We start from the raw sequence: 16,898 nt of genomic DNA on the forward strand, positions 1-16,898 counted from the left end.
CGCAATCGTCAGCCGACCGCGCGACGCTTTGCCCGAGCCGCCTGCGTCAGGCCGCTCCCGCACCCGTCAGCGACCGCACCTCCGTCTCCGCGTGCTTGGCCTCGTCGGGCAGCTCGGCGGAGGTCACCGTGCCGAGCCAGCCCGCGGCGAAGCCCAGCGGGATCGAGACGAGGCCGGGGTTCTGCAGCGGGAAGTACTGGAAGTCGGCCTCCGGGAAAAGGGAGTCGGGGCTGCCCGAGACCACCGGTGAGAGCAGCACGAGCAGCACGGCCGGGACCAGGCCCCCGTACACGGCCCAGACGGCCCCGCGCGTGGTGAAGTCCCGCCAGAACAGCGAGTAGAGCAGCACCGGCAGATTGGCTGACGCGGCGACGGCGAAGGCGAGGCCGACCAGGAAGGCGACGTTGAGGTCGCGGGCCAGGAGCCCGAGGGCGATGGCCACCACGCCGATGCCGACCGCGGCGACGCGCGCGACGGCCACCTCGCTGCGGGGCTCGGTGTGTCGTCGGCGCCGCAGGGAGGCGTACAGGTCGTGGGCGACGGAGGCCGAGGAGGCGAGGGTGATGCCGGCGACCACCGCGAGGATGGTGGCGAAGGCGATGGCGGCGACCACGGCGAACAGAACCGTTCCGCCGGTGGAGTCCGCGCCGCCGCCCAGATCGAGGGCGAGCAGCGGTACCGCCGTGTTCCCGGCCGCGTTCGATCCCCGTACGGCCTCGGGCCCGACGATCGCGGCGGCCCCGAAGCCCAGGACGATCGTCATCAGGTAGAAGCCGCCGATGAGTCCGATCGCCCAGACCACCGAGCGCCTCGCCGCGCGGGCCGTGGGCACGGTGTAGAAGCGGGAGAGGATGTGCGGCAGCCCTGCGGTGCCGAGGACGAGCGCCAGGCCCAGGCTGATGAAGTCGAGCCGGGCCGTCCAGTCACCGCCGTACTTCAGCCCGGGCGCGAGGAACGCGGAACCGTGGCCGCTGCGCTCGGCCGCCGTGAGCAGCAGCCGGTCGAAGTCGCCGTGGAAGCGCACCAGGACGAGCGCGGTCAGGGCGACGGTCCCGCCGAGGAGCAGGACGGCTTTGACGATCTGGATCCAGGTGGTGGCCCGCATCCCTCCCAGCGACACGTAGATCACCATGAGTGCGCCGACGCCGACGACGGCCCAGGTCCGCACCGCCTCGCCCGCACCCCCGACCAGCAGCGCGACCAGGGTGCCGGCCCCCACCATCTGCGCCACCAGGTACAGAACGGACACGGTGACCGAGGAGGTTCCCGCCGCGATCCGTACGGGGCGCTCCCTCATGCGCGCGGCGACCACGTCGGCCAGCGTGAACCGGCCGCAGTTGCGCACCAGTTCGGCGACCAGGAACAGCACGACCAGCCAGGCCACGAGGAAGCCCACCGAGTACAGCAGTCCGTCGTAGCCGAAGAGGGCGATGAGTCCGGAGATGCCGAGGAAGGAGGCGGCGGACATGTAGTCGCCGGCGAGGGCAAAACCATTCTCCATGGGCGAGAAGAGCCTGCCGCCCGCGTAGAACTCCTCCGCCGAACCCTGCCTCCTGCGGCTCACCCACGTCGTGATCGCCAGGGTGACGGCGACGAACACGCTGAACAGGATCAGCGCCAGCCTCTGATGCTCTCCCGTCACGAGGCACCGCCTTGTGTGACGCGCGTCAACTCCTGGGTGTCCCAGCGCAGTTCGAGGGCCGCGCGGTCCCGGCGCAGCCGTGCGTGACGGACGTAGGCCCAGGTGAACAGGAAGGTGGTGAGGAACTGTCCGAGCCCCGCGAGCATCGCCACGTTCACGGCGCCCGCCACGGGCCGGGCCATCAGCGCCGGCGCGGTGGTGGCGGCCACGACGTACGCCACGTACCAGGAGAGGAACACGGCGACCGCCGGAACCACGAACCGGCGGTAGCGGCGGCGCACTTCCTGAAAGGCCGCGCTGCGCTGTACCTCCAGGTACACATCGCCCGCGACCGGCGGCGCCTCCTCGGGAGCGTCCGCACCGTCCGACTCCCCCCACCCGGCCGCCAGGGCGTCGTACCAGGGATCGTCGTACCGCATGTCTCTGGCGTCGCGGGGACGACCGTCGCTTGAGTACATGTCCAAGCATGGACAGAACGGAAGGATCCCGGACTCGGCTTCTTCGCACGCTTCACCCCATCAGGTGATTCACCCGCTGAAGCACGCATATGTCGTCCCTGCTGCGTCCGTACTCCGCGTACATACCGCTGGCGGACGGCGGGCACATAGCCCGCGAGCCACCCGCACCCGGCGACGAACGGCGCACGGACGGTGCGGGTGGGAAACCCGGACAGCACGCGAGCCCAGGCCGGGAGAACCGGCCTGGGCCAGGGCGCAGCGGCTACGCGTCGATACGGGACCGGTCCAACGTCGCCGCCGACCCGGAGATGAACTCCTTGCGCGGGGCCACGTCGTTGCCCATCAGCAGATCGAAGACCCGCTCGGCGGCCTCCAGGTCGGAGAGGTTGATCCGGCGCAGCGTGCGGTGGCGCGGGTCCATGGTCGTCTCGGCCAGCTGGTCGGCGTCCATCTCACCGAGGCCCTTGTACCGCTGGATGGAGTCCTTGTAGCGGATGCCCTTGCTCTGGAACTCCATGAGCTTGTCGCGCAGCTCGCGGTCCGAGTACGTGTAGACGTACTTGTCCTGGCCCTTCTTGGGCTGGATGAGCTCGATCCGGTGCAGCGGCGGCACCGCGGCGAACACCCGGCCCGCCTCGATCATCGGCCGCATGTAGCGCTGGAACAGCGTCAGCAGCAGGGTCCGGATGTGGGAGCCGTCCACGTCGGCGTCGGTCATCATGATGATCTTGCCGTAGCGGGCGGCGTCGATGTCGAAGGTCCGCCCGGAGCCCGCTCCTATGACCTGGATGATCGCGCCGCACTCGGCGTTCTTGAGCATGTCGGTCACGGACGACTTCTGGACGTTCAGGATCTTGCCGCGGATCGGCAGCAGCGCCTGGAACTCGGAGTTCCGGGCGAGCTTGGCGGTGCCGAGCGCGGAGTCCCCCTCGACGATGAACAGCTCGCTGCGGTCGACGTCGTCGCTGCGGCAGTCGGCGAGCTTGGCGGGCAGCGACGACGACTCCAGTGCCGTCTTCCGGCGCTGCGCGTCCTTGTGCTGGCGAGCCGCGATACGCGTACGCGCGGCGGCGACCGCCTTCTCCATGACGACCCGGGCCTGGGCGGCGGCGTCGCGCTTGGTGGAGGTCAGGAACGCCTTGAGCTCCTTGGAGATCACGGTGTTCACGATGCGGCGGGCCGCCGAGGTGCCGAGGACCTCCTTGGTCTGCCCCTCGAACTGCGGCTCGGCCAGGCGCACGGTGACGACCGCCGTGAGCCCTTCCAGGGCGTCGTCCTTGACGATGTCGTCCTCGGCGACCCTCAGCAGCTTCTTGGCGCGCAGCACCTCGTTCATGGTGCTGGTCACCGCCGTCTCGAAGCCGGCGACGTGGGTGCCGCCCTTGGGGGTGGCGATGATGTTCACGAACGACCTCAGGGTCGTGTCGTAGCCCGTGCCCCACCGCAGCGCCACGTCGACGTCGAGCTCGCGGGTGACCTGGGTGGGGGTCATCTGACCGTGCTCGTCGAGGACCGGGACGGTCTCCCTGAAGGTGCCCTGGCCGGAGAAGCGGAGGACGTCGCACACGGGCTTGTCGGTGGCCAGGAACTCGCAGAACTCACTGATGCCGCCATCGAAGCGGAACGACTCCTCACCCTTGCTGCCGCCCTCGCCGAGGCCGAACTCGTCGCGGACGACGATGGTCAGTCCGGGCACCAGGAACGCGGTCTGCCGGGCGCGCTGGTGCAGGGTGTCCAGGGAGAGCTTGGCGTCCTTGAGGAAGATCTGGCGGTCGGCCCAGTAGCGCGTGCGGGTGCCGGTGCGGGTCTTGGGGATCTTCTTGGCCTTGCGCAGGCCGCCCTTGGCCTCGAACTTGGCGTTCGAGCCGTCCCCCGCGAAGACGCCGGGGACACCGCGCCGGAAGCTGATGGCGTGGGTGTGACCGGCCCGGTCCACCTCGATGTCCAGCCGGGCGGACAGGGCGTTCACCACGGAGGCGCCCACGCCGTGCAGACCGCCGGAGGCGGCGTAGGAGCCACCGCCGAACTTGCCGCCGGCGTGCAGCTTGGTCATGACGACCTCGACGCCGGACAGTCCGGTCTTGGGCTCGACGTCGACCGGGATGCCCCGGCCGTTGTCCCGGACCTCCACGGAGCCGTCGTCGTGGAGGATCACCTCGATGTGGTCGCAGTAGCCGCCGAGTGCCTCGTCGACGGAGTTGTCGATGATCTCCCACAGGCAGTGCATGAGACCGCGGCTGTCGGTGGAGCCGATGTACATGCCCGGGCGCTTGCGCACGGCTTCGAGGCCCTCAAGGACGAGCAGGTGCCGCGCGGTGTAGTTGGAACCGTCCCGGTCTGCTCCTGCCAGCAGCGCTGTGGACGGCACGGACGTCTCGGCGGTCACGCGGTTCGCTCCTCGCTGAATTTCAGATGACGCCCTGATGGGTAAGGGCGCGGCTTCGGTCGCCGTCAAGAGGGTACCGAGGCCTGGTAGAGCCGTTGTAACGCCACCCTCGTGCGAATCACAGACTAGTCCAGGCTCGCATACCTGTTCGATCCCTCGATGGGGTGAAGTACATATCACGTTCCCTTCGGGGCATGAACCATTTAGGCTCCGGGCACGTCCTCATGAACGAACCGGCAAGCCAGCCGGGAGGACCTGACCTTGACCGACAGCGCGAAACCGTAAGCAAGACAGAGACGCACTACGGCACATTCGCCGCCACACCGGCAGCAGCCAGCCCCCTCGGAAAATTTCACTGAGGGAGAAGCCACGAGCGGGAACGTTTTGGGGCTGGTTGGATGTTGACCCTGGTACGACAGCTCGTCGAGCTAGAGAAGAGGCGACGTGACTACTGTTCTGACCCCCGCGAGCCCGCTGACGGCCGCTGACCGCTGCGACCGCTGCGGCGCACAGGCATACGTGCGTGTCGTCCTGCTCAGCGGTGGAGAACTGCTCTTCTGCGCCCACCACGGCCGCAAGTTCGAGCCGGAACTCAAGAAGATCGCCGCTGAGATACAGGACGAGACGGAGCGGCTGACGTCCGTTCCGGCATCCACGTCCGAAGAAGAGCGCTGACCTCTCGCACCACGACGAGCCAGCCCCGGCACAGGCCGGTTGACGGGCGGCCGCCCCTGAAGAGCAGGGGCGGCCGCCCGCGCTCTACCCGCGAGCCCTCGGGTCCCGTCAGGCCCCCGTGGGAGCACTGCGCCAGCGCAGGGACCGCACGACCTCGGACACCCGCGTGTAGACGCCCGGACTGCCCGCGCGACCGCAGCCGCTCCCCCAGGACACGAGGCCGATCAACTTCCCCTGAGCGACCAGCGGCCCTCCGCTGTCCCCCTGGCAGGCGTCCCTGCCCCCTTGCGGCTCCCCCGCGCAGACCATGCTGTCCGCGAGGTACCTGCCGTCGCCGCCGCCCGGATAGGCCTCCTTGCACAAGGCGTCCGACAGCACACGCACGCGTGCCGCGCGCAGGCTCCGCGCGTAGTCGCCCGCGCCCGTGATGTCCCCCCAGCCGTAGACCAGCGCCGCCGTCCCCGGCGCATAGGCGGGGTCACCGGTGCCCGCCATGCCGATCACCGAGCCGGCGGGGAGGGGCCGAGTGAGGGAGAGCACAGCGAAGTCTCCGGCGTTGGTGGCGCTGTCGTAGGCCGGGTTCACCCAGGTGGTGCGGACACGGATCTCCTGTCCCTGGCTCGACAGCAGATCCGTACGGCCCGCGATGACGCTGAGGTCGCGGATGCGCTCCGGAGCACCCCCGAGGACCTCCTCGCTCATGCAGTGGGCCGCGGTCAGCACGGTGGAGCGGCCCACCGCCACGCCGACGCAGAACTGCCCCGCCCGCGTACCCCCGAACCGGTCACGGCTGGACAGCGCCACGGTCCACGGGCTCTGTGACACGTCGACCGCGAACCCCCCGACGACGACACTGTCGGCGGCCGCGGGAGCGGCGGAGACCAGCGGTATGGCGGCGGCGACGGCCGCAAGGGCCAGGGGCCGGGTCAGCGGCCGGGCAAAGGAACGACGCATGGACCCTCCTCACTCTGGGGTGGTCATGGGACACCCAGGGTGATTCAGCCCGCCGCGACCCGCACCCGCGCGAACAGCGCGATCGCCGCTGCCGCGACCTGCTGGTCCGCCGCGCGGCACGGGGCGCGGCACGGGGCGCGGCGACGATCTTCGCGGTCCGCCGCTCCTCGGCCCGCCGCCGCGGCGCCGGCTCAGCCGCCCCCGCCGGCCCTGTCCCGCACCGGCTCCGGCTCCGACTCCGGGGCCTTGCCGGGCCAGATGGTGGTCACCACGGGCCAGATCAAGCTGTACACCAGGACCTTGGTGAGCGGGTTGAGCCAGACCAGCAGCGGAGCACCTTCCTCCAGACCACCGACCAGCACCACCAGACCGAAGATCATGCCGACGCTGATCGCGTACGCCAGCAGGAACCTGAACCAGGACTTCCACGCGTCCGCCACGGCCGCGCGACCGTAGAGCTTGGGGCGCGGCGCGGGGGCGTCCCCGCCGAAGCGGCGCGCGAACTTGGCGTCGGCCCAGCGCACGGTCCGGTGGCCGTACACCACGGTGATGCCGAGATAGGCCGCGGACAGGCCGTGCCAGACGGTCGGCTCCGCCCCGTCCCGGACGCTGAGGACGGTGGCGGTCAGGAGTACGACGTCGATCAGCGGGACACAGACCAGCAGTGCGCCGCCCAGGAGCCGCCGGCCGGCGGCGTAGCGCGCCGCCAGGCCGCCGACGAGGAAGACCCAGAACAGCACGTCACAAGCGAGAATCAGATAGAGGATGACAGGCTCCCTTGCGCGAAAGTTCGATCGTCATTGTCCCGGGCGCCGCCCCGTCCGATATTCGGTTTCGGCCAGAGCGGCCGGCCCGGTTCAGGGCGCTGACGCCGCTTCCGGGGCGAGCAGAGTCGTCAGGACCGTGGCCACGGGCGCGCCGCGGGCGTCCCGCAGCAGACTGCGGAAGACGACGCGGTCGCGGCCGGCCTGGGTGTCCAGGGTCTCCGGAGTGACCTCGGCCCGGAGGGTGTCACCGGCGTGGATCGGGCGGACGTACTCGAACCGCTGCGCCAGATGCACCGTGCCCTCGGTGCCGAACCCGAAGGCCGGGTCCTCCAGCAGCGGCCAGTACGCGTTCCCGGCGACCAGCGCGGCGAACGTCGGTGGGGCGACCAGGTCGGGGTGGCCGGCCTCCCGGGCGGCCTCCGGACGGTGGTAGACGGGGTGCGGGTCGCCGATGGCGTCGGCGAACGCGCGCACCGCGGCGCGGGTGACCTCGTACGGCTCGGCAGCGGGGAAACTTCGGCCGAGATACGCCCTGTTGACCGCCACCGGGATCAGCCGCCGCCCACGGCGTGTGCGCCGCCGTCGACGTGCACGATCTCGCCGGTGGTGGCCGTGAACCAGTCCGACAGCAGCGCGACGCAGGCCCGCGCGGTGGGCTCCGCGTCCGCCGCGTCCCACCCCAGCGGCGCGGCCCGGTCCCAGAAGTCGCCGTCGAACCCGGGGACGCTGCGGGCGGCGGTGGTCGCCAGAGGACCGGCGGCCACCAGGTTGACCCTGATCGCGCGGGGTCCCAGCTCGCGGGCGAGGTAGCGGGCGCAGGACTCCAGCCCCGCCTTGGCCACGCCCATCCAGTCGTACCCCTCCCAGGCCCGGGAGGCGTCGAAGTCCAGGCCGACGACCGAGCCGCCCTCGCCCATCAGCGGAAGCACCGCCGTGGTCAGGGACTTGAGGGAGTACGTCGAGACGTGGACCGCGGTGGCGACGTCCTCCCACGGCGTCGACAGGAAGTTGCCGCCGAGGGCGGACGGCGGGGCGTACCCGATCGAGTGCAGGACCCCGTCCAGGCCGTCCACGTGCTCCCCCACCCGGTCGGCGAGGGTGGCGAGCTGGGTGGCGTCGGTGACGTCCAGCTCGATCACCGGGGGCGGTTCGGGCAGGCGTTGCGCGATGCGCCGCACCAGGCTGGGCCTGCCGTGCGCGGTGAGCACGACCCGTGCGCCCTCGGCCTGCGCGACGCGCGCCACGTGGAAGGCGATGGATGCCTGGGTGAGGACGCCCGTGACCAGGACGCGCCGGCCTTCGAGGATGCCCATCGAGTCTCCTTGCGGTTGTTACGGGGGCTCGGTGCCCGCTCAGTGCCCCATCGAGGAGCCGCCGTCGACCGGGACGACGGCTCCGGTGACGTAGCCCGCGCCGGGCGAGGCCAGGAAGCCCACGGCGCGGGCCACTTCCGCGGGCTGCGCCATGCGGCCGAGCGGGACCTGGCGGAGGTACTCCGCCAGCAGTTCCGGAGCCAGCCGGGCGGTCATGTCGGTCTCGGTCAGGCCCGGTGCGACGATGTTGACGGTGATGTTCCGCGGCCCCAGCTCGCGCGCGAGGCTGCGGCCGAAGCCGATCAGACCCGCCTTGGACGCCGCGTAGTTGGCCTGCCCGGCGGACCCCTGCAGCGCGACCACCGACGAGACCAGGACGATGCGTCCGCCACGCCGGCGCAGCATGCCGCGCACCGCGCGCTTCACCACCCGGTAGGCGCCGGTCAGGTTGGTGTCCAGGACCTCGGTGAAGCGGTGCTCCGGCATGGCGGCCAGCAACTGGTCCTGCACGATGCCCGCGTTGACCACCAGGACCTCCACCGCGCCCTGCTCGGCCTCGACCGCGCGGAAGGCGGCGTCGACCTCCGCGGTGTCGGTGACGTCGCAGCGCACGGCGAACAGTCCGTCGGGCGGTGAGCCGTTGCGGTAGGTGACGGCGACCCGGTCACCGGCCGCGCGCAGTTCCTCCGCCACGGCCCGGCCGATGCCGCGGCTCCCTCCGACGACCAGGCAGGAGCGCGGCATCAGGCGCTCCGGATCGCTTCCACCGCGGCGAGGCGCTCCGCCACGTGCCGGTTCAGCCGGTGGCCGCGCAGCGCCTGCGGGGAGGCGGCGCGCGCTCCCGCGACGGTGCCCAGGCAGTCGGCAGCGCCGCACAGGCAGTCGAACGGGGCGACCATGTCCCATTCGGTGGAGGGGTAGAAGAAGGCCAGCTCCTCCCCCGCAGCGACCGGCCGCAGGGCGCGTACGTCCATCCGCTCGGCGTCCACGTACACGTTGGGCGTGCAGGAGTGGTTGAGGTAGCGGACCTGGGGGCCGTCGATGTGCCGGCCGCCGCCGACGTCGATGGTGTAGACGGACGGGGCGTCGGCGATGACGCATTCACTGAGGTCGGCGACGGCCTCGCCCTCGGCCAGCGCTCGGGCGGCGACGACACCGGCTCCGTACGGACGGTCGTGGACGACGACGAAGGCGTTCTCGGACATGACGGTTTCCTTCTTCCCTCCACGGGCGGACGTGCCCGCGGTCTGTGTGCGAGGTGGGTGAGTGGGCGACGGGAGACGGCGGGGTCAGGCGGCTCCGGTCTCCTCCCGGTGCCGGAGCACGGCGTCGGCCAGGGCGGTCACCGTCCGGTGCGGGCTGATCGCGGCCAGGTTGAGACCGGGGGCCAGTGCCTTGAGGCGTCGTAGGACGGTCATGGTCATCAGCGAGTCCATGCCGTGGGCGTGGAAGTCGGCGTCGGGGTCGAGCGCCTGCGGCCCTTCGAGGTCCAGGGCGCGGGCGACCGTGGCCCGCACATGGGCCACGACGATCTCGCGGCGGCGTTCGGCGGTTGGCGCTGCGGCCAGCAGGGCCGCCACGTCGTCCTCGGCCAGGGGCTGCGGTCGGGTGTCCTCGGCCGTCGCCGGACCCGGCAGGTCGGGACCGGTCTCCTGGCGGAGGTCCGCCAGCAGCGGCACCGGGGTGCGCAGGGCGTAGGCGGCGGCGACGGCGGGCCAGTCGGCGTCGGCGATCACGAACTGCGCCGTGTCCGCGCCGAGTACGTGGTCCAGGGCGGCGGCGGCCCGCTCTCCCGGCATGAGGCGCATGCCGGTCGCGGTGATGGCCTCGTGGACCGCGGGATCCAGGCCGTCGCGCCACGGTCCCCAGTTGACGACGTGGGCGGGCGTTCCGGTACGCCGGCGTGCGTGGACGAGCGCGTCCATGTAGCAGTTGGCGGCGGCGTAGTGGGCCAGGCCCTGCGACCCGAGCAGGGCCGTGGTGGAGGAGAAGCACACGAAGTGCTCCACCGGGTGGCCTGCGCTGAGACGGTGCAGCAGGGCGGTGCCCGCGACCTTGGGCCGCAGCACGGCCGTCACCCGCTCGGGGGTGAGGTCCGCGAGGGGGGTGACGTCCTCCACGAACGCCGCCTGGAAGATGCCGCGCAGCGGGGGAAGTTCGTCGCCGAAGCGGTCGAACAGCGCGCGCAGGGCGTTCTCGTCGGCGACGTCGGCGGCGACCTCGTGCACGGTGGTGCCGGTGGCCCGCAGCCGCTCCACGGTCCGGGCCGCGTCCCCCGTCACGCCGCGCCGGGAGAGCAGCACCAGGTGCCGGGCCCCGAGGGCGGCGAGTCTGGTCAGCAGTGCGGGGCCGGTTCGGCCGGTGGCGCCGACGACGAGATGTGCGCCGTGCGAATCCAGCCGGGCGGCAGGGCCGCGGGGCGGGGCGGGCGGTCGTGCGGTGAGCCGGGGGACGTGGCGCACGGTGGCGCGGTAGGCGCTCTGCGTCCCGGTACCGGGCGCTGCGGCCAGTTCGGTCACCAGCGCCCGCGCCGCGGCGGCGGCGTCGGCTCCGGTGGGAGCCTCCAGGTCGACCAGGCCGCCCCATGCACGGGGGTGCTCCAGTGCGGCGCTGCGGCCGATGCCCCACAGGGCCGCGTGGGCGGGGTCGACGGGGCCGCCGCCCGTGGCCTGGGCCCCCACGGTGGCGAACCACAGCCGAGGTCCGTCGGCCTCGGTGACGGCGCGGACCAGCCGGACCGCGTCGAGGGTCAGCGCGAGGGCCGACTCCGGTCCGGTGCCGGGAGCGGGCAGGTGGACCAGGTGCCGGACGCCGTCGTCCAGTCCGAGGTGCCGGCGCAGTGCGGCGCCGGTGAGGTCGGCGGGGCCCGGACCGGGCACGGACCGGCATGTGACACCGAGGTCCGCGAGGCGCCGCGCCAGCAGGTCGGCGAGTTCACCGGATCCCACGACGACGACCGGGCCCTCCGGGACACCGTCGGGCTGCGGCGCCGACTGCCATTGCAGCCCGTGCAGCCAGGCCGGCTGCGGGGCAGCGGGCCGCGCGTCGGTACGGCGCACACGTACGCCGCGGGCGCGGGCGACCCGGGTGCCTGAGCGGTACCAGTCCAGCTCCGCCACGAGGGCCGGCCCGGCCGGGTCGCCGGAGATCCTGGCCCGGACCGTGAGGGGCCCGGAGGGACCGCCGGGACGCTGGACCAGGCTGTCGAACCCCGTGACGGTCCAACCCGTGGACGGCGGCAGCACGGCGGGCAGCGCCTGGAAGGCCGCGTCGAGTTCGGGCAGGGACCCGGCGGCGGTGTGCGGCTCGGCCTCGGCGACGGCGACGGCCCGGCCCGGGCCGCTGCGCAGTCGGCGCAGTGCGCGCAGAGCGGGGCCGTAGGTGAGGCCCGCCTCGGTCAGGCGTGCGTAGTACTCGACGGTGTCGGCTCCCTCGGCTCCCTCGGCGGCCTCGGCGGCCTCGGCGGCCTCGTCGCCACCGGTCCCCGCAGGCCGCCCGGTGACGTCCGCGCCGGGTGCCTCGTCGAACGGGGCGCCCGGGTCGTCGTGGATGCGGGCCGAGGCGTGCCGCTGCCAGTGCCCGGCCGGGTCCAGGGCGTGGATGTCCAGGTCGGCGGGCTCGCCGGGGGCGTCCCCGGTGCGCAGGGTGATCTGCAGGGAGCGGACCGTCCCGTCGAGGACGAGCGGGCTGTGCACGGTCAGGTCGCGTACGTCCGGGGCATCGAGGCCGGCTTCCCCGGCGGCGGCCAGGGCGAGGGCCGCGTAGCCGGACAGCGGCATGACCTCGCGGCCGTGCAGGAGGTGTGCGCGCAGCGGATCCCATGCGGGCCCGGCCGGCTGCGGTTGCCACAGCCGGGTGCCGGGATGGGCCGCCAGGGTGGTGACCGGGCCGAGCAGTCCGGTGCCGGACGGGGCCGGGGCCCCGGTGGGGGGACCGCTCATGGCCGTGGCGGGACTGCTCATGGCCGTGGCGGGACCGCTCACGGCCACGGTGGGGACGGCCGTCCAGTGCCGGGTCCGCCGCCAGGACATGAACGGGAGGTCGGCGGTGCGTCCGTCGGGGGCGAGGTGCGCCCAGTCCGGTTCCAGGCCGTGGCAGTGCAGGCGCCCGACGGCCGCGAGGAAGCTCTCCTGGGCGTCCTGGTCCCGGACGAGGGTGCCGGTGACCAGCACGCCGTCGTGGTCGCCGAGGGTGGCGGCCGTGTCGCGGGTGAGCAGCGGATGGGCGCTGATCTCCACGAAGGCGGTGTGTCCGGCGTGGAAGGCGGTGCGTACGGCGTCGGCGAAGCGGACCGGGGCACGCAGGTTGTCGCACCAGTACGCGGCGTCGCAGACCGGCGTACGGTCCGCTCGCCCCTCGACGGTGGAGAAGAAGGGGGTGTGGGGCGGGCGTGGGGCGAGGTCGGCGAGTTCCGCGACGAGCGGGTCCAGCAGGACGTCCATCTGGGGCGAGTGGGACGCCACGTCCACCTGGACCAGTCGGGCGTTGACCCCTTCCGCCTCGTAGGCGTCGGCGACGCGCCGGACGCCCTCGGGGTCACCGGCGATCACCGTGGAGCGCGGGCTCGGTACGACGGCCACGGTGACCGCATCCGCCTGAGCCGTCCGGTCCAGCCGGGCGGCGACCTCCTCGGCAGGACTCTCGACCACCGCCATGGCGCCCTGGCCCGCCACCTTCAGCAGCAGCCTCGACCGCCGGCAGATCACCTTGACGCCGTCACGGACGTCGAGGGCGCCCGCGACGACGGCCGCGGCGACCTCTCCCATGGAGTGCCCGACGACGGCGGCGGGCCGTGGTCCGTGCGCCCGCCACAGCTCGGCGAGGCCGAGCTGCACCGCGAAGATCAGCGGCTGCACGACGGAGACGTCGGTGGGCACCTCCGGCTCGTCGAGCACCCGGCGCAGGGAGAAGCCCGACTCGGCCGCGATCATCGGTTCCAGCTCGTCGATGACCCGCCGGAAGGCCGGAGCGGTGTCCAGCAGCGTGCGAGCCATGCCGGCCCACTGGGAGCCCTGGCCGGAGAACAGCCAGACGGCGCCCGGCGGTTCGGTGGCGGCCCGGCCGCGGGTGAGTCCGGGCACGGCGGTGCCGGCAAGGTGGTCGGCGAGCGCCCGACGCAGCCCGTGCGTGTCCCGGGCGGGTACGGTGAGCCGCTCCGGTTCGTGGGACCGGCGCAGGGCGAGGGTGTGCACCACGTCGTCGAAGGGCACGTCCGCGCCCTTGCCGGCCAGCCAGTCCCCGAGCCGGCGCAGCCGGTCGTCCAGGGCGTCCGCCGATCCGGCGGAGACCGGCACCAGGAGGACCTCATCGGATCGGGCGGGGCCGGTGCGGGGGCGGGGCTCCTCGGGCGGCGCCTCCTCCATGACGACATGCGCGTTGGTACCGCCGAAGCCGAAGCTGCTCACACCGGCCCGGCGGGGGCGCTCGCCGCGCGGCCACGGTGTGCGTTGTGTGACGACGCGCATCCTCAGCTCGTCGAAGGGGATGAGCGGGTTGGGGCGGTCGAAGTTCAGGCTGGCCGGCAGCGCGTCATGGCCGAGGGCCAGGACCACCTTGATGAGGCCCGCGACGCCCGCCGCCGCCTCCAGATGGCCGATGTTCGTCTTCACCGAGCCTATGAGGAGGTCCCGGTCGCGTCCGTCGAGGAGGGCGGCGGTCAGGGCGGCCGCCTCGATGGGGTCGCCCAGGGCGGTCCCCGTGCCGTGCGCCTCGACGTAGTCGAGGTCGTGCGCGGTCAGTCCGGCCGCGGCCAGCGCCGTGCGCAGCAGGTCCTCCTGCGCCTCGGGGTTGGGGGCGAGCAGGCCGTTGGACGCGCCGTCCTGGTTGACCGCGCTGCCCCGGATCACCGCCAGCACGCGGTCGCCGTCGCGTCGGGCGGCGGACAGCGGCTTGAGCACCACCACCGCGCAGCCTTCGCCCCGGCCGTAGCCGTCGGCGCCGGCGGCGAAGGTCTTGCAGCGGCCGTCGGCGGCCATGACCCCGGCCTCTTCGAAGTTCACCGTCACGGCGGGCGAGAGCAGCAGGTTCACCCCGCCGGCCAGCGCCAGGTCGCTCTCTCCCGACCGCAGGCTCCCGACGGCCTGGTGCACCGCGACCAGCGAGGAGGAGCAGGCCGTGTCGACGACCAGGCTCGGGCCGCGCAGCCCCAGGACGTAGGAGACCCGGTTGGCGATGACCCCGAGCGCGGAGCCGGCGCCGCTCCAGGCGTTGATCTCCGGAAGGTTGCTCATCTGCACGGCTCCGTAGTCGGAGGCCGAGGCGCCGACGAACACGCCGGTCCGGGAGCGGGCGAGGGAGCGCGGCGGGATTCCGGCGTGTTCCAGCGCTTCCCAGACGACCTCCAGCATGAGGCGCTGCTGGGGGTCGGTGGCGGCGGCCTCACGGTCGGACATGCCGAAGAAGGCGGGATCGAAGGCGGCCAGGTCGTCGCTGAGGTAGCCACCGCGGGCCGGCGTGCGGTCCAGCACGGTTCGGGCGGCGGGGTCCAGCGCCCCCAGCAGCTCCCACCGGCCGGGGGGCGGGTCGCCGACGGCGTCCCGGCCGTCGCTCAGCAGCTCCCAGAACGACTCGGGCGTGGCCACCCCTCCGGGCAGGCGCATGCCGAGCCCGATGACGGCTATGGGCTCGGCCTCCGGTCCGCTGGTGGGCCGCTCCGGGAGGGCCGGAGCGTCCGGCTCCGTCCGCTCGGCGGGGCCAGTCGCGAGGAGCCGCCGGGCGAGGGCCCGCACGGTCGGTGCCTCGTAGACCAGGGCGGGCGACAGGGCGCGGTCGAGGAGGTCTTCCAGGTTCCCGGAGAGTTCCACGATCTGCCGGGAGGTGAGGCCCATGCCGGCCAGGGGCCGGTCGGCGTCGATGTCGTCCTCGGTGACGTCGAGGTGCTGCGCCAGCCAGGAGACGAGCCAGGAGCGCAGGGTCTGCTCGTTCATGCGGTCCACCGCTCCGTTTCCAGGTAGTCCAGCGTCCCGAGGCGGTGGCGTTCCGCGCAGGCGTGGCGTCGTACCTTGCCGCTGCTGGTCTTGGGCAGGGCGCCGGGCCGCAGGAAGACGACCTCGTGCGGTTCGACGCCGTGGTGCTCGCCGACGGCGCGGCGCACGGACCGCACCGCCTCCTCGCGGGTGCCGGGCAGGTCGGCTCCCGCGGCCCGGCGCAGTTCGACGGCGACGACCAGCCGTTCCCCCTGCTCGTCGGTGACCGGGAAGGCCGCGGTGGTCGCGACCGGCATGCCGTCGAGGGCGGTGCCCACGGTGGCTTCGATGTCGGACGGGTAGTGATTGCGGCCGTCGATGACCACGAGGTCCTTGATCCGTCCGGTGACGAACAGCTCGCCCTCGTGGAGGAAGCCGAGGTCACCGGTGCGCAGCCACACGGGTGCGGTGCGGGTGCCGTCCCGGCCGAGCAGCTCGGCCCCGAAGGACCGCCGGGTCTCCTCGGGACGGCCCCAGTAGCCGGGCGAGACGTTGGGGCCGCTGACCCAGATCTCCCCGACCCGGTCGGCGGGCTGCTCGGTGCCGTCGTCGGCGATGCGCACCTGCACTCCGGGCAGGGGTGTGCCGCAGCCCACGAGTTGCCAGGCCTCGGGCGCGTCCGGCGGGCAGCGGCGGACCCGGCCCTCGGCCAGCTCGGCGCGGTCGAACGTGAGGATCGTGGCGCCGTCCAGGGCGGAGGTGACGCCCAGGGTGGCCTCCGCGAGGCCGTAGCCGGGGGCGTGGCCGGAGAGGGCGAAGCCGCAGGGCGCGAACTTCTCGGCGAAGGCCCGCACGCTCTGCGAGCGGACCTGCTCGCTGCCGTTGCACAGGGTGTGCAGGGTGTCCAGGCGCAGGGACGTCATGTGGTCGCCGGTGATGCGGCGTACGCACAGGTCGAGGGCGAAGTTGGGGGCGGCGGTCCAGGTGCCGCCGTAGTCGCTGATCAGGCGGAGCCAGCGGTACGGCTGCTGCACGAAGGCCATCGGCGTCAGGTGCACGGCACGGGCGCCCGCGAGCAGGGGCATCGCGATGCCGGTGATCAGGCCCATGTCGTGGAAGTACGGCAGCCAGGAGACGATGACGTCCTGTTCCGTCAGGCTCGACTGCTCGGCGCTCTGCCGGGCCGCCGCCACGAGGTTGTCGTTGCCGATGAGCACGCCGCGCGGGGACTGGGTGGATCCGGAGGTGTACTGCAGGTAGGCGATGTCGAAGGGGCCGGTCGGCCCGGCGGCCTCGGCGGCCCGGCCGTCGGCCGTCCCCAGGTCGTCCAGGAGCAGTACGGTCGTGGCCTCGCCGCAGGTGGTGCGGGTCAGCGCGGTGACCCCGTCGGCGGCTGCCCGGGTGGTGAGCACGCAGGACGGTCCGGCGTCCCGCAGCACGGCCTCCAGCCGGTCGTTGCTGCGGAACAGTTCCGGGGCGTAGAGCGGCACGGCGACCGTACGGGCGTACAGGCAGCCGAGGAAGCCGACCACGTAGTCCAGGCCGTGCGGTGCCGTCAGCGCGACCCGGTCGCCGGGGCGGCAGTGCACGGCGAGGGCCGCCGCGACGGCGGACGCCCGCCGGTCTAGCTCGGCGTAGGTCAGGGTGGTGGCCACGCCCCTGCGGTCGGTTCCGTGGTCGACGAACGTCAGCGCCGGGGCCGCACCTCGGTCGCACGCCCAGTGCCGGACGGCGCGTGGCAGGTCGTGGAACCCGGTGCCGCGGACGGCGGTCACCGGTGCGTGGGAGGGCATGGGTG

The 16,898-nt window shown here is 73.0% G+C and carries 12 protein-coding genes; 1 reads left to right on the plus strand and 11 read right to left on the minus strand.

From position 1 onward, the window contains the following. Window positions 1-46: 46 nt before the first annotated feature. The 3 genes from ACFYNL_RS34365 to ACFYNL_RS34375 all read right to left on the minus strand — a co-directional run bounded on the left by ACFYNL_RS34365 (window position 47) and on the right by ACFYNL_RS34375 (window position 4,486). A complete protein-coding gene (locus ACFYNL_RS34365) occupies window positions 47-1,642 on the minus strand; it encodes a cation acetate symporter (protein WP_388810625.1) in 1,596 nt (531 codons plus the stop codon). Then, on the minus strand, window positions 1,639-2,100 hold the full coding sequence (locus ACFYNL_RS34370; RefSeq protein WP_388810877.1) for a DUF485 domain-containing protein: 462 nt from the start codon (window positions 2,098-2,100) through the stop codon (window positions 1,639-1,641). Before ACFYNL_RS34370 ends, ACFYNL_RS34365 begins: the two co-directional genes overlap by 4 nt. Before the next feature lie 262 nt (window positions 2,101-2,362). Beyond that, on the minus strand, window positions 2,363-4,486 hold the full coding sequence (locus ACFYNL_RS34375) for a type IIA DNA topoisomerase subunit B (RefSeq protein ID WP_388810627.1): 2,124 nt from the start codon (window positions 4,484-4,486) through the stop codon (window positions 2,363-2,365). Window positions 4,487-4,930: 444 nt separating this feature from the next. On the opposite strand from ACFYNL_RS34375, the gene ACFYNL_RS34380 reads away from it, so the two are divergent. Further along, the gene (locus ACFYNL_RS34380) at window positions 4,931-5,161 is read left to right on the plus strand and encodes a hypothetical protein (RefSeq protein ID WP_301996277.1); all 231 of its coding nucleotides are present in this window, start codon (window positions 4,931-4,933) and stop codon (window positions 5,159-5,161) included. Window positions 5,162-5,269: 108 nt separating this feature from the next. On the opposite strand, the gene ACFYNL_RS34385 is transcribed toward ACFYNL_RS34380, so the two are convergent. From ACFYNL_RS34385 to ACFYNL_RS34420, 8 genes are all read right to left on the minus strand, one after another. Next, complete coding sequence (locus tag ACFYNL_RS34385) at window positions 5,270-6,115, minus strand: serine protease (protein ID WP_388810630.1); 846 nt, start codon at window positions 6,113-6,115, stop codon at window positions 5,270-5,272. A 191-nt stretch (window positions 6,116-6,306) separates the two neighbouring features. After that, window positions 6,307-6,855: a hypothetical protein gene (locus tag ACFYNL_RS34390; protein WP_388810632.1), complete on the minus strand. Its 549-nt coding sequence runs from the start codon at window positions 6,853-6,855 to the stop codon at window positions 6,307-6,309. Window positions 6,856-6,972: 117 nt separating this feature from the next. After that, window positions 6,973-7,428, minus strand: a complete 456-nt coding sequence (locus tag ACFYNL_RS34395; protein WP_388810635.1) for a MaoC family dehydratase N-terminal domain-containing protein — start codon at window positions 7,426-7,428, stop codon at window positions 6,973-6,975. 5 nt (window positions 7,429-7,433) lie between these two features. Further along, on the minus strand, window positions 7,434-8,195 hold the full coding sequence (gene fabI, locus ACFYNL_RS34400) for an enoyl-ACP reductase FabI (protein WP_388810637.1): 762 nt from the start codon (window positions 8,193-8,195) through the stop codon (window positions 7,434-7,436). A 39-nt stretch (window positions 8,196-8,234) separates the two neighbouring features. Next, window positions 8,235-8,939 (minus strand): 3-oxoacyl-ACP reductase FabG, encoded by a 705-nt coding sequence (gene fabG / locus ACFYNL_RS34405; RefSeq protein ID WP_388810639.1) that lies wholly within the window; start codon window positions 8,937-8,939, stop codon window positions 8,235-8,237. Continuing rightward, window positions 8,939-9,400, minus strand: a complete 462-nt coding sequence (locus ACFYNL_RS34410; RefSeq protein ID WP_388810641.1) for an SET domain-containing protein-lysine N-methyltransferase — start codon at window positions 9,398-9,400, stop codon at window positions 8,939-8,941. Before ACFYNL_RS34410 ends, fabG begins: the two co-directional genes overlap by 1 nt. 84 nt (window positions 9,401-9,484) lie before the next feature. Continuing rightward, window positions 9,485-15,121 carry an SDR family NAD(P)-dependent oxidoreductase gene (locus ACFYNL_RS34415; RefSeq protein ID WP_388810644.1) on the minus strand — a complete coding sequence of 1,879 codons (5,637 nt, stop codon included), beginning with the start codon at window positions 15,119-15,121 and terminating at the stop codon, window positions 9,485-9,487. Continuing rightward, the gene (locus tag ACFYNL_RS34420) at window positions 15,118-16,893 is read right to left on the minus strand and encodes a fatty acyl-AMP ligase (RefSeq protein ID WP_388810646.1); all 1,776 of its coding nucleotides are present in this window, start codon (window positions 16,891-16,893) and stop codon (window positions 15,118-15,120) included. Before ACFYNL_RS34420 ends, ACFYNL_RS34415 begins: the two co-directional genes overlap by 4 nt. Between the last annotated feature and the right edge of the window lie 5 nt (window positions 16,894-16,898).

It is taken from the genome of Streptomyces sp. NPDC007808 (assembly GCF_042868655.1).
Classification (GTDB): domain Bacteria; phylum Actinomycetota; class Actinomycetes; order Streptomycetales; family Streptomycetaceae; genus Streptomyces.